Source organism: Flavobacterium ustbae (assembly GCF_003946915.1).
GTDB classification, from domain to species: Bacteria; Bacteroidota; Bacteroidia; order Flavobacteriales; family Flavobacteriaceae; genus Flavobacterium; species Flavobacterium ustbae.
Genome location: NZ_RPOC01000001.1, coordinates 563,538 through 589,399 on the forward strand (window position 1 = coordinate 563,538; position 25,862 = coordinate 589,399).

At 31.0% G+C, this 25,862-nt stretch carries 26 protein-coding genes; 17 read left to right on the forward strand and 9 right to left on the reverse strand.

Features of this window, described 5'->3' with window-relative positions; all coding sequences use genetic code 11:
• The first annotated feature begins 31 nt into the window (after positions 1-31).
• Genes EG814_RS02370 through EG814_RS02380 form a run of 3 tightly spaced genes read left to right on the forward strand, consistent with a single transcriptional unit; the run spans position 32 to position 3,675 of the window.
• Positions 32-1,312 carry an oligosaccharide flippase family protein gene (locus tag EG814_RS02370; RefSeq protein WP_164515257.1) on the forward strand — a complete coding sequence of 427 codons (1,281 nt, stop codon included), beginning with the start codon at positions 32-34 and terminating at the stop codon, positions 1,310-1,312.
• The gene (locus tag EG814_RS02375; RefSeq protein WP_125718521.1) at positions 1,302-2,564 is read left to right on the forward strand and encodes a hypothetical protein; all 1,263 of its coding nucleotides are present in this window, start codon (positions 1,302-1,304) and stop codon (positions 2,562-2,564) included. Before EG814_RS02370 ends, EG814_RS02375 begins: the two co-directional genes overlap by 11 nt.
• On the forward strand, positions 2,554-3,675 hold the full coding sequence (locus EG814_RS02380; protein ID WP_125718523.1) for a glycosyltransferase family 4 protein: 1,122 nt from the start codon (positions 2,554-2,556) through the stop codon (positions 3,673-3,675). The genes EG814_RS02375 and EG814_RS02380 overlap by 11 nt, the downstream gene beginning before the upstream one ends.
• A 4-nt stretch (positions 3,676-3,679) precedes the next feature.
• Here EG814_RS02380 and EG814_RS02385 read toward each other — a convergent pair whose 3' ends face one another.
• Positions 3,680-4,456 carry a 2OG-Fe(II) oxygenase gene (locus tag EG814_RS02385; protein WP_125718525.1) on the reverse strand — a complete coding sequence of 259 codons (777 nt, stop codon included), beginning with the start codon at positions 4,454-4,456 and terminating at the stop codon, positions 3,680-3,682.
• Between the two features lie 133 nt (positions 4,457-4,589).
• Between EG814_RS02385 and EG814_RS02390 the strand changes: the two genes are divergently transcribed.
• The 4 genes from EG814_RS02390 to EG814_RS02405 all read left to right on the forward strand — a co-directional run bounded on the left by EG814_RS02390 (position 4,590) and on the right by EG814_RS02405 (position 8,733).
• Positions 4,590-5,678: a DUF1972 domain-containing protein gene (locus EG814_RS02390; RefSeq protein WP_125718527.1), complete on the forward strand. Its 1,089-nt coding sequence runs from the start codon at positions 4,590-4,592 to the stop codon at positions 5,676-5,678.
• Positions 5,679-5,871: 193 nt separating this feature from the next.
• The gene (locus tag EG814_RS02395; protein ID WP_164515258.1) at positions 5,872-6,960 is read left to right on the forward strand and encodes an O-antigen ligase family protein; all 1,089 of its coding nucleotides are present in this window, start codon (positions 5,872-5,874) and stop codon (positions 6,958-6,960) included.
• A complete protein-coding gene (locus tag EG814_RS02400) occupies positions 6,957-7,940 on the forward strand; it encodes a UDP-glucuronic acid decarboxylase family protein (protein WP_125718531.1) in 984 nt (327 codons plus the stop codon). The genes EG814_RS02395 and EG814_RS02400 overlap by 4 nt, the downstream gene beginning before the upstream one ends.
• A gap of 25 nt (positions 7,941-7,965) precedes the next feature.
• Positions 7,966-8,733, forward strand: a complete 768-nt coding sequence (locus EG814_RS02405; RefSeq protein ID WP_125718533.1) for a glycosyltransferase family 2 protein — start codon at positions 7,966-7,968, stop codon at positions 8,731-8,733.
• A 173-nt stretch (positions 8,734-8,906) separates the two neighbouring features.
• Here the strand turns inward: EG814_RS02405 and EG814_RS02410 are convergent, their stop codons facing one another.
• From EG814_RS02410 to EG814_RS02425, 4 genes are all read right to left on the reverse strand, one after another.
• On the reverse strand, positions 8,907-9,374 hold the full coding sequence (locus tag EG814_RS02410; RefSeq protein WP_235830896.1) for an ORF6N domain-containing protein: 468 nt from the start codon (positions 9,372-9,374) through the stop codon (positions 8,907-8,909).
• Positions 9,375-9,479: 105 nt separating this feature from the next.
• Complete coding sequence (locus EG814_RS02415; RefSeq protein WP_125718535.1) at positions 9,480-10,790, reverse strand: phenylacetate--CoA ligase family protein; 1,311 nt, start codon at positions 10,788-10,790, stop codon at positions 9,480-9,482.
• The gene (locus EG814_RS02420) at positions 10,790-11,095 is read right to left on the reverse strand and encodes a HigA family addiction module antitoxin (RefSeq protein WP_125718537.1); all 306 of its coding nucleotides are present in this window, start codon (positions 11,093-11,095) and stop codon (positions 10,790-10,792) included. Before EG814_RS02420 ends, EG814_RS02415 begins: the two co-directional genes overlap by 1 nt.
• 15 nt (positions 11,096-11,110) lie before the next feature.
• Positions 11,111-11,392, reverse strand: coding sequence for a type II toxin-antitoxin system RelE/ParE family toxin (locus EG814_RS02425; RefSeq protein WP_125718539.1), 282 nt, complete (start codon positions 11,390-11,392; stop codon positions 11,111-11,113).
• 96 nt (positions 11,393-11,488) lie between these two features.
• On the opposite strand from EG814_RS02425, the gene purD reads away from it, so the two are divergent.
• Entirely contained in the window at positions 11,489-12,763 is a 1,275-nt protein-coding gene (gene purD, locus EG814_RS02430; protein ID WP_125718541.1) for a phosphoribosylamine--glycine ligase, read from the forward strand.
• A gap of 40 nt (positions 12,764-12,803) precedes the next feature.
• Here purD and EG814_RS02435 read toward each other — a convergent pair whose 3' ends face one another.
• Positions 12,804-13,034, reverse strand: coding sequence for a DUF6341 family protein (locus EG814_RS02435; RefSeq protein WP_026727295.1), 231 nt, complete (start codon positions 13,032-13,034; stop codon positions 12,804-12,806).
• A gap of 141 nt (positions 13,035-13,175) precedes the next feature.
• Here EG814_RS02435 and EG814_RS02440 point away from each other — a divergent pair, with 141 nt between their 5' ends.
• On the forward strand, positions 13,176-14,105 hold the full coding sequence (locus EG814_RS02440) for a DUF6427 family protein (RefSeq protein ID WP_125718543.1): 930 nt from the start codon (positions 13,176-13,178) through the stop codon (positions 14,103-14,105).
• Here the strand turns inward: EG814_RS02440 and upp are convergent.
• The gene (gene upp, locus EG814_RS02445) at positions 14,100-14,753 is read right to left on the reverse strand and encodes a uracil phosphoribosyltransferase (protein ID WP_125718545.1); all 654 of its coding nucleotides are present in this window, start codon (positions 14,751-14,753) and stop codon (positions 14,100-14,102) included. The two genes, EG814_RS02440 and upp, sit on opposite strands and share 6 nt — an antisense overlap.
• A 111-nt stretch (positions 14,754-14,864) precedes the next feature.
• Here upp and EG814_RS02450 point away from each other — a divergent pair, with 111 nt between their 5' ends.
• The 3 genes from EG814_RS02450 (at position 14,865) to EG814_RS02460 (ending at position 18,486) form a co-directional block, all read left to right on the forward strand.
• Entirely contained in the window at positions 14,865-15,470 is a 606-nt protein-coding gene (locus EG814_RS02450) for a DUF4254 domain-containing protein (protein WP_125718547.1), read from the forward strand.
• A 24-nt stretch (positions 15,471-15,494) separates the two neighbouring features.
• Positions 15,495-17,300 carry an ATP-binding protein gene (locus tag EG814_RS02455; protein WP_206430285.1) on the forward strand — a complete coding sequence of 602 codons (1,806 nt, stop codon included), beginning with the start codon at positions 15,495-15,497 and terminating at the stop codon, positions 17,298-17,300.
• 178 nt (positions 17,301-17,478) lie between these two features.
• Positions 17,479-18,486: a glycosyltransferase family 9 protein gene (locus EG814_RS02460; RefSeq protein ID WP_125718551.1), complete on the forward strand. Its 1,008-nt coding sequence runs from the start codon at positions 17,479-17,481 to the stop codon at positions 18,484-18,486.
• Between the two features lie 127 nt (positions 18,487-18,613).
• Here EG814_RS02460 and EG814_RS02465 read toward each other — a convergent pair whose 3' ends face one another.
• The gene (locus EG814_RS02465) at positions 18,614-18,925 is read right to left on the reverse strand and encodes a hypothetical protein (RefSeq protein WP_125718553.1); all 312 of its coding nucleotides are present in this window, start codon (positions 18,923-18,925) and stop codon (positions 18,614-18,616) included.
• 173 nt (positions 18,926-19,098) lie between these two features.
• Positions 19,099-20,151: a ferredoxin--NADP reductase gene (locus EG814_RS02470; protein ID WP_125718555.1), complete on the reverse strand. Its 1,053-nt coding sequence runs from the start codon at positions 20,149-20,151 to the stop codon at positions 19,099-19,101.
• 128 nt (positions 20,152-20,279) lie between these two features.
• Between EG814_RS02470 and EG814_RS02475 the strand changes: the two genes are divergently transcribed.
• From EG814_RS02475 to EG814_RS02495, 5 genes are all read left to right on the forward strand, one after another.
• Positions 20,280-21,740 carry a DUF5687 family protein gene (locus EG814_RS02475; RefSeq protein ID WP_125718557.1) on the forward strand — a complete coding sequence of 487 codons (1,461 nt, stop codon included), beginning with the start codon at positions 20,280-20,282 and terminating at the stop codon, positions 21,738-21,740.
• A gap of 81 nt (positions 21,741-21,821) precedes the next feature.
• Positions 21,822-22,517, forward strand: coding sequence for an ABC transporter ATP-binding protein (locus EG814_RS02480; RefSeq protein WP_125718559.1), 696 nt, complete (start codon positions 21,822-21,824; stop codon positions 22,515-22,517).
• A gap of 90 nt (positions 22,518-22,607) precedes the next feature.
• Positions 22,608-25,220, forward strand: a complete 2,613-nt coding sequence (gene porW / locus EG814_RS02485; protein WP_125718561.1) for a type IX secretion system periplasmic lipoprotein PorW/SprE — start codon at positions 22,608-22,610, stop codon at positions 25,218-25,220.
• 12 nt (positions 25,221-25,232) lie between these two features.
• Positions 25,233-25,634 carry a bactofilin family protein gene (locus EG814_RS02490; RefSeq protein ID WP_125718563.1) on the forward strand — a complete coding sequence of 134 codons (402 nt, stop codon included), beginning with the start codon at positions 25,233-25,235 and terminating at the stop codon, positions 25,632-25,634.
• The gene (locus EG814_RS02495) at positions 25,612-25,839 is read left to right on the forward strand and encodes an AtpZ/AtpI family protein (protein ID WP_125718565.1); all 228 of its coding nucleotides are present in this window, start codon (positions 25,612-25,614) and stop codon (positions 25,837-25,839) included. The genes EG814_RS02490 and EG814_RS02495 overlap by 23 nt, the downstream gene beginning before the upstream one ends.
• The last annotated feature ends 23 nt before the right edge of the window (positions 25,840-25,862 follow it).

The following is a 25,862-nucleotide window of genomic DNA, read 5'->3' on the forward strand; positions in this document are numbered from 1 at the left end:
ATAGTACATATATTTGTAAAAAAATATCATCTTGTTTAAATCAAATTACCTCAATATATTTCAAAATAAACGAATTAAAAATTTTGTTATTTATGGAATAGGCCAGAGCATCAATCTAGTGAGTCCGCTTTTGGTAATGCCTTATTTGGTTGCTGTTTGCGACAAGGAAGGATTGGGCAAGATTGGTGTTGGGTTTTCTTTTGCTTTAATAATGAATGTTTGGGTTGATTATGGTTCTTATATAAACGGAACCAAAGAAATAGCAATAAACAGGAGCAATGAAGAAATTATTGGCAGAAAAATAGTTTCAATTTATGTTATGAAATTGTTTTTAATTTTAATGTTATTGTTGCTCACTATATTATTGGTTTATTTTGTTCCCTTTTTTAATAAAGAACGATCTCTTTTCTTTTTTAGCTTTTTGTATGTCATCGGTCAATTAATAAATCCTACTTGGATTTTTCAAGGTTTGGAAAATTATAAATGGATTTCATTTATAAATATAATTTCGAAAGTACTATATGTAGCTTGTGTTTTTAGTTTTATTACTATCAAAGAAGATTATATTTATGCCAACGCTTATCTAGGAATTGGACTTGTAATTTCTAGCCTTGTTGGGCTAATTAGTCTGATAAAAAGATATAATTTGCGTTTTTACAAAGGTGTAATAAATGACGCTGTAAGGCTATTAAAAGAAGAATTTTATCTGACTTTCTCACAGCTGTTTCTTTCATTTTATCAATATATGCCTATTATGATTATAAGCTATGTGGGAGGTAATAATATGGCGGGACAATATAAAATTATAGATCAGATCGTTATGACTTTCAGGACCTATCTGCAAATGTTTTTTAATTTTATATATGCCGATGTTTGTCTGCAAATACACTTGAGTTTAAAAAACGGAATTTCTCAATGGGCCAAGCACAATGGCTATAATTACATATTGATTCTTTTATTAGTACTAACGGCATTTACGTTTACAGAACCCATTTTATTATATTTCAATATTTCTTGGAGCGAATTAGAATCTATGAAATTCTTTTTCAGACTAGGATTAATAATACCGATATTTATGGCAGTTTCTACAGCTTTAAAACTGTTGCTTTTTGCATTAGATCGCAATCACGCATACATAAATATTACGATTGGTTCTTCTATTTTTAGCCTGATTGTATTTTTTTTACTGGTAAAAAATACGGGATTACAAGGTGCTTTTATTACTAACATTATTATCGAGATCTTGGTAATAATTTTATATTGTATGGTTTTACGACCAATAATTAGATTTAGAAATAAATATGAACATTAAAATTTACAAAAGTTTTCCGTATCAGATTTTATTTTTGCTTTGCATAGGAGTTTCTTTATTTGCAAATTACGAACTTACTTTTATCGTTTGGTCATTAACTTTATTGGTAACTGTTAAAAGAAAATATTCGGTTACAATTATTAAATATTCATTCATTTTTCTGCTCATACTTTTAGTTGCAGTAATTTCAACTTTATTTAACAGAACTACGACATTTTTAATTATTAGGGATTTCACCTATTTAATAAAACCAATTTTAGGATTATTGGTTGGTTACCAACTCTGCAGATTCAGTAGTAAATTGGGTTTAAAAGTAATTATTTTCACAGGCTTGGCAATTGCCGTAATGCATTTAGGAATGCTATTATTTGCATTTGTAAAGTTTAGAACATTGAGTGTTAATCTTTTGAGAGAATATGGGGGCTATTTTAGTGATTTTGAAATTTATGTATTGATTATCCTTATTTTTTATAAGGACTTTAAACTAGAAATTTCAAAGAGGCTGAGAATACTAATATTACTTATAGTAAGCGTATCAAGTTTTTTGTATCTGGCTCGAACCAATCTCATTCAGTTTATAATTTTATATGTTGGCTTAAAAGGATATCTTATTTTAAATAAAAACTCTTTAAAAGTACTAGCATCAGTAATACTAGCCACCGTTATTGGCTATGCGGCAATAGTATATATAAATCCGAAAAGAGAAGGAAAAGGAATTCAAGCATTTTTATACAAAATAAAAATTGCGCCGCAAGAAGCTTTTAAAACACGAATAAATAAAGATGACTGGAAAGATTTTAATGATAATTACAGATCTTTTGAAAATATTATTGCTGTAAAACAAGTTTCAGATCAAGGAAATAGGGCCATTTTGTTTGGTGAAGGTTTGGGATCTACTCTTAATCTAGGAAGGAAAATCTGGACAAACGATCACGAAAACGTTCAATACATTCCCATTGCCCACAACGGATTTATTACCGTATTCTTAAAATCAGGAATATTAGGCGTTTTATTGCTTATTATTTTTTTGGTGTTATTATATAGACAAAAAAAATCTGATATTGAAAATGTACAAGCCGTAAATTATTTATTAATTGGCTCCAGTATTTTTTTGATAGTTTCAAACTGGGTATTTTTGGGTTTTTATCTAAAATTAGACAACAAATCGATAATTATTGGGTTCTTGATTGCCCTGAGAGAGATAATGATTAGAGAATATAAAAATCAAAAAACAATTAGCGATGAATACTAAAAACACTACCAGTATTTTTGTTGACTGTCATGTTTTTGATAATGGTTTTCAAGGAACAAGAACTTACATACAAGGCTTATATTCTGAGTTACTAAAGAAAAAAGATCTCCATTTTTTCTTGGCAGCTTCAAAACCAGATAACTTAAGAGATATTTTCGGGGTACATTCAAATGTGACTTATGTCAAGTACAGCTATTCAAACAAGTTTTTGCGGTTACTTATTGATATTCCTAGTATTATAAAAAAGAATAAAATTGACTTTGCCCATTTTCAATATACCGTTTCACCGTTCAAAAGATGCAAATATATAGTAACTACACACGATATATTATTTGTTGATTTTCCAGAATATTTTTCGTTTTTCAGCAAAATCTTAAATTCCTTTTTATACAAACAGAGTGCCAAGAGGTCAGATATTAGGCTAACAGTATCTGAATATTCCAAAGAGAAAATTCAGCAGTATTTTAAATTTTCTAATTATAATATCACTCCAAACGCTATTGATGCTACTTTTTTTCAAGAGTATAATAAAGAACAGATTATAGCAGAAATATCTAAAAAATTTTCATTAAAAAAATATATTATTTATATAAGCCGATGGGAACCACGAAAAAATCATCAGATGGTTTTAGAGGCTTTTGCAAACTTAAAACTATATAAAGATTACCAGCTTCTATTTTTAGGAAATGAAACGATAAACAACCAGGAATACAACAAAGTTTTTAATTCATTAAACGATGAAATAAAAAAACAAATAACGGTTTTAAGAAACACCGATTTTGAGACAATGCTGCAATTATTACGAGGCGCACAAGCATCTGTTTATCCTTCATTGGCAGAAGGTTTCGGAATTCCGCCTTTAGAGTCAGTTGCTGCTAAAATTCCAACAATCTGTTCCAATAAAACGGCAATGTCAGATTTTACTTTTTTTAAGGAGTACTATTTTGACCCTTTCGATCAAACAGATTTCAATACCAAACTTCTCAAAATTTTAGAAGAAAATCATGATTCAGATTTTGAGATAATGGCACAGGAAATTAAAGCAAAATACAGCTGGCAAAAATCGGCTGAGGTATTATATGAGCTTATAAAACAACAAGAGAATTGCTAGTTTATTATTGATTTTTGGCAGTATTGCTTCCAAATAATTTGTTTTTTGTCTGAACTAAAAAGTTATAATTTTTAGCAAATTGTTTTTTAAAAAAAGAGGCATCTTCTTTAGGAAACCAATCTGTTGTTCGGGGTTTTTCAATTTGTTTTTTATGAATTTGATATGCATATGTAGCAATCGATGTTCTAAAGCGACCTTCTGGAAAATTGGTCATATCATAACCATGAAGTGTATAAGGAGCACATTGCTGAATGATTAAGCGATTAAAAGGCACGTCGAGTTCTGTTTCTTCATCAGTTCTTAAATCCTTAATTTTTAAGCCACCTTTATATGCCGGTTTCCAATCTTTATTTAAATACAAAAGAAGATTTAATTCTCTATACCAATTTTTATTGATAGGATGATAGTTAAAGTCTAAATGCATATCTAAAAAACTATTTTTTTTGCCCTGATGAAGTCCTCCACCATGATTTTTTGGGTCAACAAAAATGGATTTTGAGGTAATGTACGAAATGATTTTATTGAATCGTTCAGATGATAAATCACTATACAACTCCAGCATTTCTGGACCTAATTCTTTATAATTTGATTTTTCAAACTTATTATTGGCAAAAGAATAATCTCGGCTTTTATTGTTGAGTTCTGGAATACATTCGTAAGCTTTTAGTAATTTGTCTTCTTCACAAAAATTATCAACTATCAAATGCGGAAATGGACTTGCGGTTAAATATTTTAAGCGTAGAACGTCTAAATTATTTTCTAGATATTCAAAGTTTATCATAATTAGTATTAAAAAATGATTTCAAACAAAAGTAGGAATTAAATTAAGCATCTATAAATTAATAATTGAATTTGTTCGTAATTATGTTTTAATTATTAAATCATTATTTTTGGCTCAGATTGATACGATATAGATGAAAATAGCCATTCTTGGAACCAGAGGAATCCCTAATAATTACGGTGGATTTGAGCAATTTGCAGAATGTTTTGCTGTTTATTTAGTTCAACAAAAACATGATGTGTATGTTTACAGTTCGCATAATCATGTTTTTCAGGAGAAAATTTATCAAGGAGTAAACATTATTCATCAATACGATCCTGAAAATAAAATAGGTTCTGCCGGCCAATTTGTTTATGATCTGAATTGCATTTTAGATTCTAGAAACAGAAATTTTGACATTATTTTGCAGCTAGGTTATACTAGCAGTTCTATCTGGTCTTTTCTTTTTCCAAAACAATCTATTATTGTAACCAATATGGACGGATTGGAATGGAAAAGGACAAAATACACTAAAGCGACCCAAAAATTTTTAAAATTTGCCGAAAAAAAAGCGGTTGCCAATAGTGACTATTTAATTGCAGATTCCCTTGGAATTAAAGATTATCTGCAAGAAAAATATAAGGTTCAAGCTTCTTACATCGCCTATGGAGCCGAACCGTCCTTTCAACAAAATGAAGATTTACTGTTGCAGTATAAGGTCGAAAAAAGCAACTATAATTTATTGATAGCCCGTTTTGAGCCAGAAAATAATATTGAAGTTATTTTGGATGGAATTGCTGACAGTCGCGATGATAAAATAATGCTGGTAGTAGGAAACAATGATAATAGTTTTGGAAACTATCTGAAAAAGAAGTTTTATAATTTTAAAAATATACGTTTTACAGGCGGAATTTATAATAAAGAACATTTAGATAATCTGAGATATTTTTCTAACCTCTATTTTCACGGACATTCCGTTGGAGGAACAAATCCTTCACTATTAGAAGCAATGGCGGCAAAGGCATTAATTGTGGCGCATGACAACCAATTTAACCGTGCTGTCTTAAAAGAAAATGCATTTTATTTTTCAAACAAAGCAGATATCAAAAAACGGATTGAAACAATAGACAGAAAGAAATGCGAACAAATTGTTGATGATAATTTTGATACTATAATTCAAGAATTTAATTGGAATAAAATAAATGAGTCATACCTTAAATTATTCGAAAAAAGTCTTCAATAAAATTGATGAATTATGGCAGAACAAAACCTTGCTGATTATGCTTTTATCAGCAATACTAATAACGCTTCCGCTGAAACACAGTATTGGAAGTTTAAGCTGTATTGTTTTTATCGTTGTTTCTTTCCTTAAATCCAAAAAAGCAGATTTTTCAATTTCGAGCGTTTTATTCTTTCCAATGCTCTTGTATTTTTTGATGTTTATATCCCTAATTTGGACTATAGATAGCAAACTCACAATTAAAGGTTTACAAAAAGAAATATTATTTTTATTAATTCCTTTGGCATTTTGTTTTTTATCAAAAATGGACCGAAACCATGTAGATAAAGTTTTAAAATGGTTCAGTTTTGGAATGGCTGGTTTTGCTGTTTTTTATTTTTTAAAGGCAATTGTAAGATTTATAAATTCTGGTAATAAGGAAGTTTTTTTCTACCATGAATTGGTTACATTAGAATTGAATGCTATTTATATGGCTGTTTTTTCTTCGTTGGCCATGTTTTATTTTATTTCAAAAAAACAAAAAACAGTTATTGACAAAACAGGACTTTTGATCCTGATAGCATTTATATTTTTGCTATCATCCAAAAATATTATCATAGTCGATTTAGTGATGATAGTAATCTATTATTCTTTTTTTGATTCGATTTCTTTGCGCGCAAAAACAATAATTCTTTCAACAGTTCTTATTGTATCGATCACTTCCATAATTTTTATTAAGCCAGTCAGAGATCGATTTATGATCGAATTTGAAACCATATTTGTTGATGGGTCTTTAAATAAAACCATAAAAGAAAATCAAGGTCCAATTTATAACATAAGTTTAAAGCAGGCATGGAATCAGGATCAATTTCAGCAGAATGACTTTTTTCCAGGAACTGCTTTTAGACTTTTTCAAATAAGAATCTTTAATGAAATGCTCCAAGAAGAAAATATCTTTTTTACCGGTTTTGGTCTAGAAGCCGCTCAAGAAAAGATAAAAAACAAGGTTAGAGAGCACAATCTGTATCCCAATTATGGAGATTTCAATTTTCATAATGAGTATGTGCAAATATTTGCAGAGCTGGGAATATTTGGTTTTTTACTCGTAGTAAGCATGTTATTTATTTCATTGCGAAAAGGAATTTTAAATAAAGATTTTATTCATATTGCTTTTTCGGTATCAATGATAATCTTATTTTTGACCGAATCCTTTTTAAGTCGACAAAGAGGAATAATTTTCTTTATAATTTTTTACTGCATGTTCAATGTGCCAACAAATTTTAAGGAACAGAAAATAGAACAATGAAAAGAATACTTATAACTGGAGCAGCAGGATTTTTAGGATCACATTTATGTGACAGATTTATAAAAGAAGGTTACTTTGTAATTGGAATGGATAATTTAATTACAGGAGATCTTAAAAATATTGAACATTTATTCAAGCTGGAGAACTTTGAATTTTATCATCATGATATTACCAAATTTGTTCATGTTCCAGGCGATTTAGATTATATCTTACATTTTGCATCTCCTGCGAGTCCGATAGATTATTTAAAAATTCCGATTCAGACTCTAAAAGTTGGATCACTAGGAACGCATAATTTATTAGGATTAGCACGCGTGAAAAAAGCAAGAATTTTAATTGCATCAACATCAGAAGTTTATGGAGATCCATTGGTGCATCCGCAGACAGAAGAATACTATGGAAATGTAAACACAATTGGTCCGCGCGGAGTTTATGATGAGGCAAAACGTTTTCAAGAATCGATCACGATGGCTTATCATACTTTTCATGGCGTAGAAACGAGAATTGTACGTATTTTTAATACCTATGGACCAAGAATGCGATTAAACGACGGACGCGTAATTCCTGCCTTTATTGGTCAAGCACTTCGCGGTGAAGATTTAACGATTTTTGGCGACGGAATGCAAACGCGTTCTTTCTGTTATGTAGACGATCAGGTCGAAGGTATTTACAGATTATTACACTCTGATTATGTATATCCGGTTAATATTGGAAATCCAGATGAAATTACCATTAAAGATTTTGCTGAAGAAATTATAAAACTGACAGGAACAAACCAAAAAGTGGTTTATCATCCACTTCCAGTAAACGATCCATTACAGCGCCAGCCAGATACTACAAAAGCAAAAGAATTGTTAGGTTGGGAAGCAAAAGTAAGCCGTGCTGAAGGAATGAAGATTACTTACGAATATTTCAAATCATTATCTCCAGAAGAACTTGCAAAAGAAGAACATAAAGACTTTTCTAGTTATATCAAATAATTTTTTTTAAAGACTATAAATTCTAATGAACGCTTTAGTATCTATTTTAACACCAACATATAATACTGAAAAGTTCATTAAATCGACTATAGAGTCAGCTCAAAATCAAACTTATACAAATTGGGAAATGATTTTGGTTGATGATGCTTCTACAGATAATACAGTTGCTATAATTGAAAAATTTGTTCAAAAAGACAGTCGAATTAAACTCTTTAAATTACCAGAAAATAGAGGAAATGGTTTTGCCAGAAACGCAGCTTTAGAAAAAGCCACGGGAAAATATATTGCCTATTTGGATGCTGATGATTTATGGTTTTCAGAAAAATTAGAAAAACAGATTCAATTTTTAAAAACCAATAATCTACACTTTACTTTTAGTTTTTACGATTCTGTTAACGAAGAAGGGAATGATTTAAACAGAAGAGTTGAATCACCAAATCCACTGACTTACAAGCAATTGTTTTTCTGCAATTATGTTGGTAATCTAACAGCAATTTATGATGTGGATTATTTTGGGAAAATTATTTTGGAAACCTCACAAAAAAGGCAAGATTGGAGAATATGGCTTACAATTTTAAAACAAATTAAAGTTGCAATGCCAGTTCCTGAATCTTTGGCTTTTTATCGAATAAGAAAAGATTCTATTTCGTCATCAAAATTCAAATTGATAAAACACAATTTTGGCGTTTATCGAGAATTTCACGGATATAATTTTGCGTTTGCTGTTTTATTAATGTTGAGGTTTTTGTTTACGCAGTTGGTTATAAAACCTCGATATATTAAGAATATTTAAATTTTTTAAGGTCGCAAATTGCTACCTTAAAAAATAATAGATTGTATTTCAAACATAGCCCAAGGTTTTAACCTTGGGAAACGTATTGTGATAATTCATGAGTACCCACGGTTGAAACCGTGGGCTATGTTTTTTTCAATGTCATTTTGAAGTCGCAATTTGCGACTTCAAGATCATTTTTTATACCCAATTTTCACTCTTTCACATTCATTTTCTTTTTTCTCAGTCAATTCGTCCAAATAAGAAAATACCAATTCAATATTCTTATCATGATTTTCCAATTTCTTCTGTCCCGAGGCTTCGGGATGTAGAATATCAACTTTTATTTCAGTTGTATCCAAAAGCATTTGTCTCACTTTCGTGAAAATGCGCATAATCTGAATATTGGTTTGGATTGCTTTGTCGCTTTTTAGAACGCTTGAAAGCATTAGAACGCCATGTTCGGTGAAGGCCATTGGCATGTGACGTAAACCCATTTTATCAGAATTGGAGGTCACAAATTGTGACCTCCAATTTTCAAATTCTGATTTATTGAGTTCAAACATAAAATCTTCAGGAAATCTGTTTATATTTCTCTTAACAGCTTGTTTCAATACTTTTGTTTCAATTCCATAAAGTAAGGCGAGATCACGATCGAGCATCACTTTTCGCGAATAAAATATATTTTGTCTGAAATTGTTTCTTCAGAAAGAAGAGATTGATGGTTCATAAGTTTTCAATAAAAAAAATGTAGGATTTTATTTATATTAAATATAAGATTTAAATTGTTTTAGTTTTCCGCGATTGGTTCTTTCTAAAACTGTTTTTCTGATAAATGTGAAGTTCAAATTTGGTTCCAGATATAAATCGATGGCGCTTTTTATTTTTTTAATTTGTTCTGAAACTAATTCATTTTCAGAAACATATTCAATTTCAAAAGAATCTATTTTTGTTTGTTTGATAATGAATTCTTTTACATTTCCGTCGTCTTCTATGATGCTTTTGGTAACATAATAAAAGGTTAAGCCAGGAGATTTTTTTCCGCTTGGTAATACAGCAACGTCATTGGTTCTTCCAATTAATTTCTTGAGAATTGGTTTTTGCGGTGTACTTTTTTCATCTAAAATTCCGATGTCTCCAATTTCATATCGAATAAAAGGATTTGCTTTGTTGAATAAAGAAGTAATCACAATTTTTCCTTCAATTCCTTTTGGAACGGGATTATTATTTTCGTCTAAAATTTCGACAAACAAAGTTTCAGCATTTACCTGCCATTCACCTTGTGGATTTTCAAAAGCAATTAAATCTAATTCAGAAGCGCCATATTCATTAATAATTGGAATGCCAAATTGTTTTTCCAGCAATTTTTTATCCGATTCAAAAAGCATTTCAGAAGTAACAAAACAAGCTTTAAGAGTTGGACAAATTTCTTTTAAAACGATATTTTTTCGATCTAAATATTTAGCAAACAAAACAATTGAACTCGTGTATCCGTTGAGGTAATCGAATTTTTTGGTTTCAAATTTTCGAAGAAATTTTTCTAGAACATCATCCGATAAATCAAACACCGGGAATCGAACTCGGCGACTCAAAAAATCTTTAAAAAGCTCTTTTTGATATCCAATAAAATCCATCGGAATTCCATAAAAACGCGCTTGGTAAGAATGATTAAAATCTATTCCGAACCAGCCAAAACGCATAATATTTGAAGCCCAGGTTAAGGCGTGAGAATACTTATCTTTAGCAAAAACAAAAGGAGTTCCGCTTGAACCTGAGGTTTTGTTGAGGTAAATATTTTTTTTAGAATGACCTTTTGAAAGCCTTTCAGAAAGTGGCTTTTGAAGATTTTTTTTGTTTAAAACAGGCAAATCTTCCCATTTTTGAACATCTTTATTTCCAATTAATTCCTGATAAAAAGGATTATTTTTGAGATGAAAATCGACAATTTCTTTCTTTTTATTTTCTAGAAAAACGGCAAATTCTTCTTCAGATAAATTTATAATTTGATTCAATTCGGTTTTGGCTTTCTTTATCGGAAAACCATTTAAACGAAGCGTAATATCGAAAACAGAAATCATTAAATAGCTTCTTTTATATCGTCATAGGGTTTAATTGATCTCAATTCCTGACCTTTATTAAATTGTTCTTCTTCAATATCATAATCATCTTGAAGTCCAAGCCAGAATTTAGCACTATTTCCAAAATATTGGCTTAAACGTAACGCAGTATCGGCAGTAATTCTGCGATTTCCTTTAATAATTTCTGAAATTCTAGTTTGAGGAATTTTTAATTCTTTTGACAAACGATAAGGTGTGATATTGAGCGGAATCAAAAATTCTTCCGATAAAATTTCACCAGGATGTATATTGTTTAATTTTTCCATTTCTTTTTTAACTTTTTAATGATAATCAATAATTTCTACATTTGAAGCATTTCCATTTTCCCAACAAAAAATGATACGCCATTGATTGTTAACTCTAATACTATAAAATTCTTTAAGATTTCCAGAAAGTTTCTCCAAACGATTAGAAGGCGGAATTCTCAAATCAGAAATATTCTGTGAGTTATTAAGCATTCTAAGTTTTCTTCTTCCAATCTGTTGTATTTCTATTGAAAGTTTTTTGACAACAATACCATTCCAAATTTTTTCAGTGTCTTTAGATCCAAATGAAATTATCATACCTTTCTCGTTACTAACGCCAAAGGTAGGTAAAATAAATTATTATTTAAGCTTAAAACCCACTATTTTTGCACCACAACTAAATACAACAACACCATGACAATTTTACTATTGGGATCAGGCGGAAGGGAACATGCATTTGCATGGAAAATGACTCAGAGTCCGCTTTGCGAAAAACTTTTTGTAGTACCTGGAAATGCAGGAACTGCTGGAATTGCTGAGAATGTGGCAATATCTGCAACAGATTTTGAAGCAGTAAAAGCATTAGTGCTGAAAGAAAATATAAGTTTAGTAGTCGTAGGACCTGAAGATCCGTTGGTAAAAGGTATTTACGATTATTTTAAAAACGACGAAAGTTTAAAAAATATTCCGGTTATCGGACCATCAAAATTGGGTGCGCAATTAGAAGGAAGTAAAGAATTTGCAAAAGAATTCTTGATGAAACATAATATTCCAACTGCGGCTTATGATAGTTTTACTGCCGAAACAGTAGAAAAAGGATGTGATTTCTTAGAAACGTTACAGCCTCCTTATGTTTTAAAAGCAGACGGATTAGCAGCAGGAAAAGGTGTTTTGATTATTCAGGATCTTGAAGAAGCTAAAACAGAACTACGCAACATGTTGGTTCACGCAAAGTTCGGTACAGCAAGTTCAAAAGTTGTTATTGAAGAATTTTTGGACGGAATCGAATTAAGCTGTTTTGTTTTAACAGACGGGAAAAGCTATAAAATTCTTCCAACAGCAAAAGATTATAAAAGAATTGGAGAAGGAGATACAGGTTTAAACACAGGCGGAATGGGAGCAGTTTCTCCGGTTCCTTATGTAGATGCAGTTTTAATGGAAAAAATTGAAACTCGTATTGTAAAACCAACAATCGAAGGTTTCCAAAAAGACGGAATCGAATATAAAGGTTTTGTATTCATCGGTTTAATCAATGTAAAAGGTGAACCAATTGTTATTGAATACAATGTAAGAATGGGCGATCCGGAAACCGAAGTTGTGGTTCCTAGATTGAAATCAGATTTAGTTGAATTGTTCTTGTCTGTTGCCGATCAGAAATTAGGAGACTTCAATTTAGAGGTTGATCCAAGAAGCGCTACAACGGTAATGGTAGTTTCTGGCGGCTATCCTGAAGATTTTGAAAAAGGAAAAGTAATTTCTGGCTTAGAGAATGTTACAGATTCTATTGTTTTTCATGCAGGAACAAAATTAGATAACGAAAATGTCGTTACTAATGGAGGACGTGTAATTGCTGTGACTTCATATGGAGATAATTTCCAAGAAGCCATAAAAAAATCTTACCAAAACATAGATAAACTAAGCTTTGATAAGATGTATTTTAGAAAAGATATTGGCTTCGATCTAATTTAAAAATAAAATTGACCAACCCTTTTAATTAAGGGTTTGGTTTTTATTTTAAAAATGAATGAGCTGTTGTATCTTGGTTTTCTGTTCCAGCATCATCAAAAATGCGTAATTGTTTAATCCAATATACGATTGCTATAGAGCAGATGATCATAAAAATCCAGTTGATAGTATTTGCACCAAACCATGTAATTAATTCCAAACGACGTAAAAAGTCAAGAGGAGCAAACAAAATGTTAACGAATAGGTATTGAATTCCTTCGAAAAAAGCTGTCATAATTTTGAAAATTATATGTTATTTATTGTTGTGTAATGCCTTGAAGATAAAATTCGGCGAACCAAATCTTTTTTCAACTTGTTAGGTTTTTCCTTTTAAACAAGTAGTATCTTTACAATCACAAAAGTATAAAATATCCTTATGATAACAAGTGTTTTTAAAAAATCTACGCCATTAAATTATTCATTGGTTGTAATTTTAATACTGGTTTTCTTTTTTATGTTCCAAATTAAAGACCCTTCTTGGGTTAGTTCTTATTTTTTGGCTTTCCAAAAAGTGAGTTTATTGTGCTTCATTTTAGCTTCTTTTTTTATGATTAATTTTATTGTAAAAAAGAACGGACTCAGTAAAGACAACGGATACGCGATATTTTTCTACTTATTGTTCATTCTGTTTTTCCCAACAATATTTAATAACGCAAATGTTATCTATGCCAATTTTTTTATTTTATTGGCACTTCGACGATTGATTTCGCTTCAATCGCTTAAAGCATCAAAAGAAAAAATATTTGATGCAGCATTTTGGATTTTTGTAGCTTCTTTATTTCAATTTTGGAGTATTCTCTTCTTGATATTGGTTTATATCTCCATTATTTTTCACGTTTCGAGAGATTATAGAAACTGGGTTTTGCCTTTTATAGCACTTTTGGCAGTAGCGATTTTGTTTTACATGACATCGTTAATTATAAATATTGATGCCGTAACTTTTATTCAGGAAAGAGCTGTTGTCGATTTTAAAATTGATTATTTTACGAATAATTACGAAAATGTGGCACTTTCAATATACACGGCTGTAGCTTTATTTTTTGTGACTTCAATGTTAATGACGTTATCAAACAGACCGCAAATTGTTCATTCTTCGTACAAGAAAATTGTAGCTTGTTTTTTTATAGCGGCCTTTGTTTACATCATTTCGCCAAATAAAAGCAATGATTTATTATTGTTTAGTATTGCACCATTAACTATTATGGCAACAAGCCATGTAGAATATATGCAGCAAAAATTGAATAACGAAATTGTTTATTATACCTTGATTGTCTGCAGTTTATTTACTTTTTTCTCTCAATTATAATTTACTTCCGTAAGCAAGATCGCCAGCATCTCCAAGTCCGGGAACAATGTAATTTTTCTCATTTAGTCTTTCGTCTAGAGAGGCAACCCATAAATGACAGTTTTCTGGAAGATTTTTCTCTAGGTAAGCAATACCTTCTGGAGCAGCAATAACTACAACAATATGAATTTCTGTTGGAGCAGCATGTTCCACTAGTTTTTTATGAACTGCCACAATCGATTGACCAGTGGCAAGCATTGGGTCAAGAAGTAAAACCGTTTTATTGTTTAAATCTGAAATTGCCTGATATTCAACTCTAATTTCAAATTCGTCATCATTGTTTGGATGAAATCTGCAGGCAGAAACAAAACTGTTTTCGGCATGATCAAAATAATTTAGAAAACCATTATGAAGCGGCAGTCCAGCTCTCAAAATAGGGCATAAAACTAAATCGGTATCAATTTCTGTAGTCTTCTTAAATCCGAGAGGAGTCTGAATTTCAACCTGTTTATAAGGTAGAATTTTGCTTAATTCATAAGCCATAATTTCTCCAATGCGTTCAATATTTCTACGAAAACGCATGCTGTCGTTTTGAACATTTACATTTCGGATTTGTCCTAAAAAATGATTTAACACACTGTTGTTCTCAGAGATATAATGGATTTTCATATTATTTTTTTAGAAGATCAATTGTTTTTTATGAATAATTGAAAAATTAACGCTTTTTTTCAAAGTATAAAAGTATAAAAAGTATCTTTGTTTAGTAAAAAAAATAAAGACATGTTTTCAAAATTAGCATATTCTGTTTTCGAGCAAAGTATCAAAGATTATCATCAATTTGATAATGTAGATCAGCCGATCAATAATCCGTATCCAAAAGATAAATTTGAACATTTATTATATCTAAAAAATTGGATTGACACCGTTCAATGGCACTTTGAAGATATTATTCGTGATCCACAGATTGATCCAGTTGCCGCGTTAACATTAAAAAGAAGAATCGACGCATCAAATCAGGAACGTACTGATATGGTGGAATATATTGATAGTTACTTTTTACAAAAGTATAGTAATGTAAAAGTAAAAGACGGGGCAAAAATCAATTCTGAAAGTCCAGCTTGGGCATTTGACAGATTGTCTATTTTAGCTTTAAAAATTTATCACATGCATGAAGAAGCAACTCGTGCAGAGGCTTCTCAGGAACACAGAGATAAGTGTCAGGAAAAATTAAACATTCTTTTAGAACAAAGAACAGATTTATCTACAGCAATTGAAGAATTACTGACAGATATCGAAAACGGGGATAAATTCATGAAAGTGTACAAACAAATGAAAATGTACAACGATGATGAATTGAACCCAGTTTTATATCAAAACAAAAAATAATTTTTTTAGATTACAAGTTTGTCTATGATAACAATTGAACTATTAAAAAAACTCAAAGAGTCAGAAGACAAGGTTGAATTTAAAAAAGGAGAAGGAGGTAATATATCCTATGATGGTGGTTCTAAACCGAAACCTAGCGATAGACGAAGATGCATTTTAGGATATGTTACCGCCTTATGTAATGAAGGTGGAGGATATTTAGTCATTGGGATGACTGATAATTATCCACATGAAGTAGTTGGTACTCAACAGAATTTAGGTTCAATAGGAGAACTTGAATCTAAAATATATACTGATACGGGAATCCGTCCGTCTATATATGAACTTTATGAAGATGCTAAAAGAGTATTAGTAATAGAAATTCCATGTAGACCTGCTGGAAAAGTTTTTAAATTTGAAGATGTTGCTTTAATGAGAGTTGGTGAAGAATTAAAACCAATGTCAGATGAATTTTATTTAAAAATCATTCAAGAGCAGGAACCTGATTTTTCACAGCAAATATGCGAAGATTTAGAAATTTCAGATTTAGATGAAAAAGCCATATTATTACTGAAAGAAAAGTATTCAATCAAACAAAATAATCCACAATTTAAGTTATTGCCTAATAAACAGATTCTTTCTGATCTCGATCTTTTAAAAAAAGGCAAGCTAACGAATGCCGCATTGATTTTATTGGCAAAAAAAGAAACATTGCAAGAAAGGCTACCACAGGCCAAAGTAATGTTAGAATACAGAAATTCAGAAAGTCAAATTCCTTTCGATAATAGAATAGAATTTGTAGAACCTTTTTTTATTTTAATAGATGAATTATGGAAAACGATTAATTTAAGAAATGGAAGTTTTCCTATTCAAGACGGAGCATATATTTTTAATATTCCTTATTTTAATGAAGAAGTAATTCGAGAATCCATTAATAATGCTATATCGCATAGAGATTATCGAAGAACATCTGAGATTGTAATTAAACAATTTCCCCAGAGACTTGATGTTATTAATGCTGGTGGCTTTCCTGCTGGGGTAACTCTAGAGAACTTAATAAAAATACCAAGCACTCCAAGAAATAGATTATTAGCAGATATTTTGCAAAAGACTGGAATTGTTGAACGTTCGGGACAAGGCGTAGATAAAATATATTATAATACACTCTCAGAAGGCAAAGCAGAACCTGATTATTCAAAATCAGATAATTTTCAAGTAAACCTTAAACTTTCTGCAATAATAGAAGATCGTGCTTTTGCTTTATTTATTGATTCAATTCAAAAAGAACTTCCTGAAAATGAAAAACTTTCTGTTCTTGAAATAGTTACATTGAATAAAATTAAAAATGGCGTTCAGAAAAATGACCTTGAATCAGAACAAATAAATCATCTTTTGCAGAAAAAACTAATTGAGAAAAGAGGTAAAACAAATGCAGTTTTTTATATTCTATCTAAAGATTATTATGATTTTACAGATGAGAAAGCAAAATATTATAATCTTAAAGAAATAGATGACAGCCAAGTATTTAATGCGATTGTACAGTTTTTGACTAAAGAAGAAAATGCAAAAATGAAAGATTTTGTAGGTCTTTTTGAAGACAAATTATCTAGAAAACAAGTAAGGTTTAGAGTAGATAAATTAGTTTCAAATAAAACGTTAGAACAACTAGGGGAAGGGCCTGCATCAACTTATAAATTAAGTCAAGATTATATTAAAGAAATTGAAGTAATATCTGAAGCATTAAACATTGGGATGAAAGAGATGATAAAGAATAAAACAGAAAGAGCAGAAAAAACAGAAAAAACAGAAAGAGCAGAAATGGCCAAAGAAAGACCAAAGAAAAAGGATTAAATTGTTGAAAACCCCATCATTTTGTTAATAAACCCTTGTAAACAATTGATTTTCACGTTATTTTTTTAAAATGAAATGGCCAAAGAATGGCCAAAGAATTACCTCATTTTATAATATTTCGCACATTTTAATTTTAAATAATATAAATTTGAATAAAAAAATTAAGCATATAGCCGTCATGAGACTATCCGCAATGGGAGATGTCGCCATGACGGTTCCTGTTTTACGAGCTTTTGTAAAACAATATCCAAACGTGAAACTGACCGTTATTTCGCGACCTTTTTTCAAACCATTTTTTGACGGAATTCCAAATCTAGAGTTTTTTTCTTTTGATGAAAAAGAAAGACACAAAGGTTTTCTTGGACTTTTGAAGTTATATTCTGATGTAAAAGAACTCAAAATCGATGCCTTTGCAGATCTTCATAATGTATTGAGATCTAAGATTGTGAGTTTGCTTTTCGCTTTAAGCGGAAAAAAAAGAGCAACGGTTGATAAAGGTAGAGAAGGAAAAAAAGAATTAACACGCGCAGAAAATAAGATTTTCAAACAGCTGCCAACCATGTTCGAAAGACATGCAAAAGTGTTTGAAGAGCTGGGTTTTTCGATAGATTTATCTCATCCAGAATTTCCTGAAAAAGCAGTTTTAAGTTATGAAATTTTAGAAATTATCGGAAACGAAAACCAAAAATTAATCGGAATTGCACCTTTTGCTCAATACGATTCTAAGGTTTATCCGTTAGATTTGATGAAAGAAGTAATTGCAAAACTGGCTCAAAATTCGTCGTACAAAATTTTGCTTTTTGGCGGAGGAAAAAAAGAAATCGAAATCTTAGATTCGATTGCTCAACCATTTGAAAATGTAATTAATATGGCGGGAAAAATTAAATTTCAGCAGGAATTACAATTAATAAGTAACCTTGATGTGATGCTTTCTATGGATTCTGGAAATGCTCATATTGCCGCAATGTTGGGTGTAAAAGTAGTTACCCTTTGGGGCGCTACGCATCCGTTTGCGGGATTTTTGCCATTCAACCAAAGTCTAGAAAACGCCTTGACTTCAGACCGAAATCAATATCCAAAATTGCCAACTTCGGTTTACGGAAATAAGATTGTCGAAGGTTATGAAGATGCAATGAGGAGTATTAAGCCAGAGGATATCACAAGCAAAATAACGAATTTACTTTAAAAGGAAATTCCAATTTATAAATTCCAAATTCCAAACTTTAGGGTGATTAACTTTGTCAAAGTTTTAAGCTTTGACAAAGTCAGACGAACTCAAATTGGAATTTGGAATTTTTGTATTGGAATTTAATTTACCCTATCCAAATCTTCTCCTCACGGCATCGGCTATGAATATATCGCTGTAAATACGAAACGGTTGATTTATAATCTGGCGCGTCATAGCCAAAACGTTCGTGTTCCATTTGTTCTTTGTCTAAAGCTTCGCAACCTTTTATAACTTCTTTAATCATGTCAATTAAAGCAAGTTCTTTATTCTCCGTTTTTTGAAATTTTAATTCTATAATTTCGTCTTGCAGTTCTTCACAATAAGAAACAAGTTGTTGTACTTCAGATTCTTCCAGAAGATCTCTATTATTTCTAAATATTTCTCGAATTGATTTCATAAACCTAAAAATTAAATTCCAATTTTTTATCCCGAAACTTCGGGTCCAAATTCCAAGTGGAAAAATGAAATCTTTGACAAAGATGTAAAGAGTCAAAAAAAATCCAAATTCTGATTGTTAACATTGGAATTTGGAATTTCATCCCAAGGCTTTGGGATTGGAATTTTTATATTTTATACATCATCGTAATCAACATAAATGGTATCAGATGTTGGATGAGCTTGACAAGTTAAAATTAAACCTTCTGCGATTTCACTATCCGTTAAAATAGAATTTTTTGTCATTTCTGCAGAACCAGTTGTAACACGTCCTAAACAGCTGCTGCAGATTCCGCCTTGACAAGAATATGGAGCGTCAACACCTTGTTTTAGAGCCGCATCAAGAATAGTCTGTTTCTTAGACATTTCAAAAGTAGTTTCTTCATCGTCTACTAAAACTGTAATTTTAGTATGACCTTCTTGAGAACCTTGAATTACATTTTCTTCACTAGAAGAAGTAAAAAGTTCAAACTTAATAGCAGAATCTTTTACATTTTTTTCTTTCAAAACATCAGAAACTGTATTGATCATTTCTTCTGGTCCGCAAAGGAAAAATTTATCAAATTCAAGTTCTTTGTGTTTGTTATTTAAAACAAAATTCACAGCCGATTTTTCAATTCTTCCAAACAAAGCATTCTCAGCTTTCGCCTGACTGTAAACATAATGCACAAAAAATCTGCCTACATATTGCAATTGTAAATCGTGAAGTTCTTGGTGAAAGATTGCATCTTCAGGAGTTTTATTTCCGTAAACTAATACAAATGAACTTTTTGGCTCATTTTTTAAAACCGATTTTACGATAGAAAGAACCGGTGTAATTCCGCTTCCTGCAACAAATGCTGCGTAATTTTTTTGTCTTTCTGCGTCTGGCTCAAAAGTAAATTTTCCTTCTGGCTGACCTACTTCAAGAACATCTCCAGCTTTTAATTTAGTATTGGCAAACTGAGAAAAAATACCATTTTTTACTGCTTTAACCGCAATTCTTAATTCGCCGCTGTCTGGAGCAGAACAAATAGAATAAGCACGTCTAATTTCTTGATTGTCAAGTGTTAATTTTAAATTTATATATTGTCCAGCTATAAATTTATAGTCTGGTTTTAGTTCTTCGGGAACATTAAAAAGGATAGAAACGGCATCTGCAGTTTCGCGTTTAACCTCTTTAATTATAAGTTTTAAGAATGAAGGCATGATAGAATTTTTATGCAAAAGTAGCAAACCACTATTAAAAGTTTACCACTAAATTATTTTTTTTAACTTTTTTTGTAACGTTTTCCTACATTTGGTCTCTTACTACAAAAATACTAAAACCATAAACCATGATTAAGAAGTTTATTTATCTCGAATGGAAAGCTTTTATCAGATCGGCCTCTTTTGGTAAAAATCTGGCAATGAAACTCATAATAGGTTTTTTGATGATCTATTTTTCATTAATTTTTATGGCTATGGGAGTAGGAGCATTTTACATGCTTAAAGAAATGAAGATGGAACCATTGGTAACGGTAAATAAATTTCTGATTTACTATTTCTTATCCGATTTAATAATTCGATTATTATTACAGCCAATTCCTGTCTTGAATATTAAACCGTTACTAGTTCTTCCTTTAAGAAAACCAACCATTGTTCATTTTTCTTTAGGCAAAACCGCATTATCTTTTTTTAATTGGGTGCATGCTTTGTTTTTTATTCCATTTTCAGTTGTATTAATTTTAAATGGTTATGATGTAGTAGAAATTATTTTCTGGAATTTAGGAATTATGGCATTAATTTATATCAATAATTTTCTGAATATTATTTTAAGTAATATTGATAAATTATTTGTTGTATTTGTCGTGCTGGCTTTAAGTTTGGCGGCAGGTCAATATTATAACTTATTTGATGTTACGGTATTTACTACTCCATTTTTTCAGAGTTTTTATGATATTGATGGACTGTTTTTAATTCCAATTTTAATTTTAATTGGGCTCTATGCTTTTACTTTTAAATACTTCAAAAATAATTTATACCTAGACGCTGGTCTTTCAGTAAAACATGACATTGCTTCTACAGAAAATCTTTCATGGCTAAATCAGTTTGGAACTTTAGGCACATTTCTTAAAAACGATATTAGACTTATCAAGAGAAATAAAAGATCAAAAACGACCATTGTAATGAGTGTGATCTTTTTATTTTATGGACTCATTTTTTTTGGTAACCCGCACCAACCGCCGGCAATGCAAATTTTTGCCGGAATATTTGTTTCGGGAGGATTTCTCTTTGTTTTTGGGCAATTTGTACCAAGCTGGGATAGTTCCTATTATCAATTAATGATGACACAGAATATTCCGTACAGAGGCTATATAACTGCTAAGTGGTGGCTTATTGTTATTGCAACATTTATTTCTACGATATTAGCCGCTTTTTATCTTTTTTATGGATGGGAAGTTTATCTAACAATTGTAGTTGGAGCCATTTATAATATTGGCGTAAACTCTCATTTGGTTCTTTTGGGAGGTGCATTTACTAAAACGCCGATCGATTTGAGTAATGCCGGAGGAGCTTTTGGAGATAAAAAGGCCTTTAATGTAAATTCGATGCTTCTTTCACTGCCTAAAATATTTCTGCCTTTATTATTGTATTGGCTTGGACTTCATTTTGCAGATAAAACCGTTGCGTTAAGTTTGGTTGCTGGAGCAGGAATTTTAGGTTTTATCTTTAAAGAAAAGGTATTTACGCTAATCGAAAAAAGATATAAAATCGAGAAATATAGCACGATAAGCGCTTATAAGCAAAAGAGTTAATTAGCCAATTAGTTAATTAGAGAATTAGTCAATTAGATAATTAGTAATCTAAAATCTACAATCAAAAATCTAAAATTAAAAATGATACAAGTAAATCAGCTTTCAAAAAAATATAACGAAACGACAGTTTTAAATATCAGTCATCTAGAAATTCCAAAAGGACAAAGTTTTGGATTGGTCGGAAATAATGGAGCAGGAAAAACAACTTTTTTCAGTTTGCTTTTAGATCTAATCCATCCTTCGACAGGATATATAAAAAGCAATGATATTCAGGTAAATACAAGCGAAAACTGGAAATCTTTTACAGGATCTTTTTTAGACGAAAATTTCCTTATCGGTTATTTAACTCCAGAAGAATATTTTTATTTTATTGGAGATTTGCGAAATCAGAATAAAGCAGATGTAGATGCATTATTAGCAAAACACGAAGAATTTTTTAACGGCGAAATTTTGAAGAACAAAAAATACCTTCGCGATCTCTCAAAAGGAAACCAGAAAAAAGTAGGAATTATTGCCACACTTATCGGAAATCCAGAAGTGGTTATTTTAGACGAGCCTTTTGCAAATTTAGATCCAACCACAGTGAGTCGATTAAAAAAAATTATTAAAGATTTAGCCGATAATCCAAACGTAACTGTTTTAGTATCAAGCCATGATTTACAGCACACTGTAGAGGTTTGCAATAGAATTGTAGTCCTTAATAAAGGTGAAATAGTCAAAGATATTCAGACTTCAAAAGAGACCTTACAAGAACTAGAATTGTTTTTTGCGGTGTAAGAATTTCTATATTTAAAAAAGAACCGTATTTTTACAAATGAATATACTAAAACCAATTTTTAGTAGTTATCTGTTTTAAACTCGTTTCTATTGAAAAAGAATACTCTTAAATATAGTTTTACTCTCGTTTTTTTATTCTTTTTGATAGCTTGTTCTACCAAAAAAAACACCTTTTTGTCTAGAAATTCCCACGCCTTAAGCACAAAATATAATATTTTGTATAATGGCGGAATTGGTTTGGATAAAGGATTAAAATCTATTCAGGCCAATAACGAGGATAATTTTTGGAAAATTTTACCAATTGAAAAAATGCAGTTTGACGAAAATTTTTCTGAAGGCGAAAAAGCTAAAAATGCCGATTTTGAAAAGGCAGAAACAAAAGCTACAAAAGCCATTCAGAAGCATTCGATGAATATTGGCGGAAGAGAGAAAAATTATCAGATTGATGAAGCCTACTTAATGTTAGGAAAAGCAAGATATTACGATCAGCGTTTTATTCCAGCAATTGAGGCATTCAATTATATTTTATATAAATATCCCGAAAGCGATAATATTTCCATCGCAAAAATTTGGCGCGAAAAAACCAATATGCGTCTAGGTAACGATGCGGTCGCGCTTAAAAACATTAAAATTTTACTAAAAAAAACAGATTTAGATAAACAGACTTATGCAGATGCAAATGCTCTCTTGGCAGAAGCATATCTAAATTTAGAGGAAAAAGACAGCGCTGTTTCTAAACTCAGAATTGCAGAACAATTTACCAAAAATAATGAAGAACGCGCAAGATATCGTTTTATCCTTGGCCAGATGTATCAGGCAGAAGGAAAGCGTGACAGCGCCACTTATTTTTACGATGCCGTTATTGATTTGAACAGAAAAGCAGATCGTAAGTACATGATGCACGCTTACGCGAAAAAAGCGCAAATGTTTGATTATGGAAAAGATAACGATACGATTTTCTTAAAGACATTTAATAAATTGGTGACCGATCGTGAAAATCGCCCTTATTATGATGTTCTTTTTTATGAAATGGGAGTTTATTATGATAAAAAGAAAGATCAGGAAAATGCTTTAAAACACTACAATAAATCTTTAGGAAGAAAATCTAAAGATCCCTATTTGATGGCTTCTGCCTATAGAAATATTGGGAATATGTATTTTAAAAATACAGACTATAGCATGGCAGCCAAGTACTATGACAGTACATTGGTAAAACTGGACCCTAAAACCAGAGAATATATTTATATAGAAAAAAACAGAAAAAATCTAGATGACGTAATTAAATACGAAGCCATTGCAAAACGCAATGACAGTATTATTAAGGTGTACAATTTACCGCCGACCGAAAAGAAAGATTACTTTGAAAATTATATTGCCGAGCTTAAAAAGAAAGACGAAGCCAAAAGACTTTTACAAGAAAAGGAAAAAGAACGATTGGCCAATATCGACCGAAATTCTCAGGCAGAAATTCCTGGAAATGGAGCTGTAAATCCACAATCGCTGGGTAAACCTGTAGAACCAGAAGGAATTGGAATGCCTCCAGGAGGAAATGATAATGCAAGTTCGTTTTATTTTTATAATCCGACAACTGTTGCCTACGGAAAACTGCAGTTCAAAAAAATGTGGGGCAACAGAACTATGGGCGGAAACTGGAGATTGGCAGGAATCAAAGCAGCCAATAATGACGCGATGAATGACACTATTTCTTCAAAAGAAGTTGCCAATCCAGCACAAGATACAATTGTACCAGAAAAATATACTGTAGCTTATTATGTAAAACAGCTTCCTACTTCGCAAACAGCTATGGATAGTATTGGTAAAGAACGTAATTTTTCGTACTACCAATTAGGACTTATATATAAAGAGAAATTTAAAGAATATAATCTGGCAAGCAATAAACTAGAACAGTTACTTCAGAATAATCCTGAAGAAAAACTAGTCTTGCCATCGATGTATAATTTGTACAAAATTTATCAAATTACAAATCCAGCAAAAGCAGAAGCTATAAAAGCAGAGATTTCTTCGAAATATCCAAATTCGAGGTATGCACATATTATAAATAATAAAGAAGAGGATTCAAATTCTAGTCCCGACAAAGAATACGAAAAATGGTATAAACTTTTTGAAGAAGAACATTTTGATGAAGTCTTGGCAAATATTGATAATCTGATTAACCAATATTCTGGAGATGATATTGTTTCGAAATACGAATTACTAAAAGCCAATACTTTAGGAAAAGTAAACGGCTTAGAGGCCTACAAAAAAGGACTTGAGAATGTCGCAGTTAATTATCCAAATAGTGAAGAAGGTAAAACCGCTAGAGAAAATCTAGAAAAACAGGTTCCTATTTTAGAGAAGCTTAATTTTACAACAACAGACACCAAAAATTGGAAAATAATATACCGAGTTTCTAATAACGATACGAAAACGGTTAAAAGAATTGAAGAAGCAATTAGAGTATTTTTGTTAGTTGAAAATTACGAAAGATTGACAACATCTTTGGATAAATACAATAAAACAGAAAGTTTTGTAGTTATTCATGGTTTAAAATCTGAAGCTTATGCAAATGATATTGCAGGAGTTTTTAGAGATGATAAGAAATATAAAATCCCAGATCAGGCAATAATTATATCAAATGATAATTACAAAATTGTTCAGATTAAAAAGAATTTAGACGCATACATTACCCCGAAAACCCCTTAAATCTTAACCGCCATGTTTGAAAAAGTAAAAAAAAATGGAACTGAACAATTAGGAAAAACAAACAGAATTGTAGAAGGAACCTCCATCGTAGGAGATATAGTTTCTAAAGCCGATTTTAGATTAGACGGCGAATTGATTGGAAATTTTACTTCGCAAGGCAAAATAGTAATTGGGGCCAAAGGAGTTGTTAAAGGAGAAATTATCTGTAACAATGCAGATATTGAAGGAGAATTTCACGGAAAAATAAAAGTACTAGAAACCCTTAATATTAAATCGACTGCTCAAATACACGGAGAAGTAGCAGTAGGAAAACTTTCTATTGAACCAGGAGCTGACTTCACAGCAACCTGTACCATGCTGGCCCATGCCAATACAGTAATCATGTTAGAAGATGGAAAAGGAACCGAACAATAATAGGAGAAATAAATGGTTGGCATTTATTAATATTCCTTTTCAAATGGGGGTAATAATTTTTGTCTTCTCTTATTTCGGAACCTGGCTAGACGAGAAACATCCAAGTCCAAAAGTTTATTATAACACTATTTTTGTATTAGTAGGCGTTGGTGTTGCATTGTATAATGTAATCCGACAAGTAAATGATATCAATAAAACAAAGTAGTTTGTATCTAAAATGCCTTGAGA

Excerpts from the sequence above, each read along its gene's own strand:
- purD (WP_125718541.1), top strand. The coding sequence starts at position 11,489 with ATGACAATTTTACTATTGGGATCAGGCGGAAGGGAACATGCATTTGCA.
- EG814_RS02385 (WP_125718525.1), bottom strand. The coding sequence starts at position 4,456 with ATGATAAACTTTGAATATCTAGAAAATAATTTAGACGTTCTACGCTTA.
- EG814_RS02395 (WP_164515258.1), top strand. The coding sequence starts at position 5,872 with ATGTTTATATCCCTAATTTGGACTATAGATAGCAAACTCACAATTAAA.
- EG814_RS02425 (WP_125718539.1), bottom strand. The coding sequence starts at position 11,392 with ATGATAATTTCATTTGGATCTAAAGACACTGAAAAAATTTGGAATGGT.
- EG814_RS02455 (WP_206430285.1), top strand. The coding sequence starts at position 15,495 with ATGATAACAATTGAACTATTAAAAAAACTCAAAGAGTCAGAAGACAAG.
- EG814_RS02465 (WP_125718553.1), bottom strand. The coding sequence starts at position 18,925 with ATGAAATCAATTCGAGAAATATTTAGAAATAATAGAGATCTTCTGGAA.
- EG814_RS02475 (WP_125718557.1), top strand. The coding sequence starts at position 20,280 with ATGATTAAGAAGTTTATTTATCTCGAATGGAAAGCTTTTATCAGATCG.
- EG814_RS02400 (WP_125718531.1), top strand. The coding sequence starts at position 6,957 with ATGAAAAGAATACTTATAACTGGAGCAGCAGGATTTTTAGGATCACAT.
- EG814_RS02410 (WP_235830896.1), bottom strand. The coding sequence starts at position 9,374 with ATGCTCGATCGTGATCTCGCCTTACTTTATGGAATTGAAACAAAAGTA.
- EG814_RS02390 (WP_125718527.1), top strand. The coding sequence starts at position 4,590 with ATGAAAATAGCCATTCTTGGAACCAGAGGAATCCCTAATAATTACGGT.
- EG814_RS02470 (WP_125718555.1), bottom strand. The coding sequence starts at position 20,151 with ATGCCTTCATTCTTAAAACTTATAATTAAAGAGGTTAAACGCGAAACT.
- EG814_RS02460 (WP_125718551.1), top strand. The coding sequence starts at position 17,479 with ATGAGACTATCCGCAATGGGAGATGTCGCCATGACGGTTCCTGTTTTA.
- EG814_RS02380 (WP_125718523.1), top strand. The coding sequence starts at position 2,554 with ATGAATACTAAAAACACTACCAGTATTTTTGTTGACTGTCATGTTTTT.
- upp (WP_125718545.1), bottom strand. The coding sequence starts at position 14,753 with ATGAAAATCCATTATATCTCTGAGAACAACAGTGTGTTAAATCATTTT.
- EG814_RS02375 (WP_125718521.1), top strand. The coding sequence starts at position 1,302 with ATGAACATTAAAATTTACAAAAGTTTTCCGTATCAGATTTTATTTTTG.
- EG814_RS02405 (WP_125718533.1), top strand. The coding sequence starts at position 7,966 with ATGAACGCTTTAGTATCTATTTTAACACCAACATATAATACTGAAAAG.
- EG814_RS02440 (WP_125718543.1), top strand. The coding sequence starts at position 13,176 with ATGATAACAAGTGTTTTTAAAAAATCTACGCCATTAAATTATTCATTG.
- EG814_RS02490 (WP_125718563.1), top strand. The coding sequence starts at position 25,233 with ATGTTTGAAAAAGTAAAAAAAAATGGAACTGAACAATTAGGAAAAACA.
- EG814_RS02450 (WP_125718547.1), top strand. The coding sequence starts at position 14,865 with ATGTTTTCAAAATTAGCATATTCTGTTTTCGAGCAAAGTATCAAAGAT.
- EG814_RS02415 (WP_125718535.1), bottom strand. The coding sequence starts at position 10,790 with ATGATTTCTGTTTTCGATATTACGCTTCGTTTAAATGGTTTTCCGATA.
- EG814_RS02435 (WP_026727295.1), bottom strand. The coding sequence starts at position 13,034 with ATGACAGCTTTTTTCGAAGGAATTCAATACCTATTCGTTAACATTTTG.
- EG814_RS02420 (WP_125718537.1), bottom strand. The coding sequence starts at position 11,095 with ATGGAAAAATTAAACAATATACATCCTGGTGAAATTTTATCGGAAGAA.
- EG814_RS02495 (WP_125718565.1), top strand. The coding sequence starts at position 25,612 with ATGGAAAAGGAACCGAACAATAATAGGAGAAATAAATGGTTGGCATTT.
- EG814_RS02480 (WP_125718559.1), top strand. The coding sequence starts at position 21,822 with ATGATACAAGTAAATCAGCTTTCAAAAAAATATAACGAAACGACAGTT.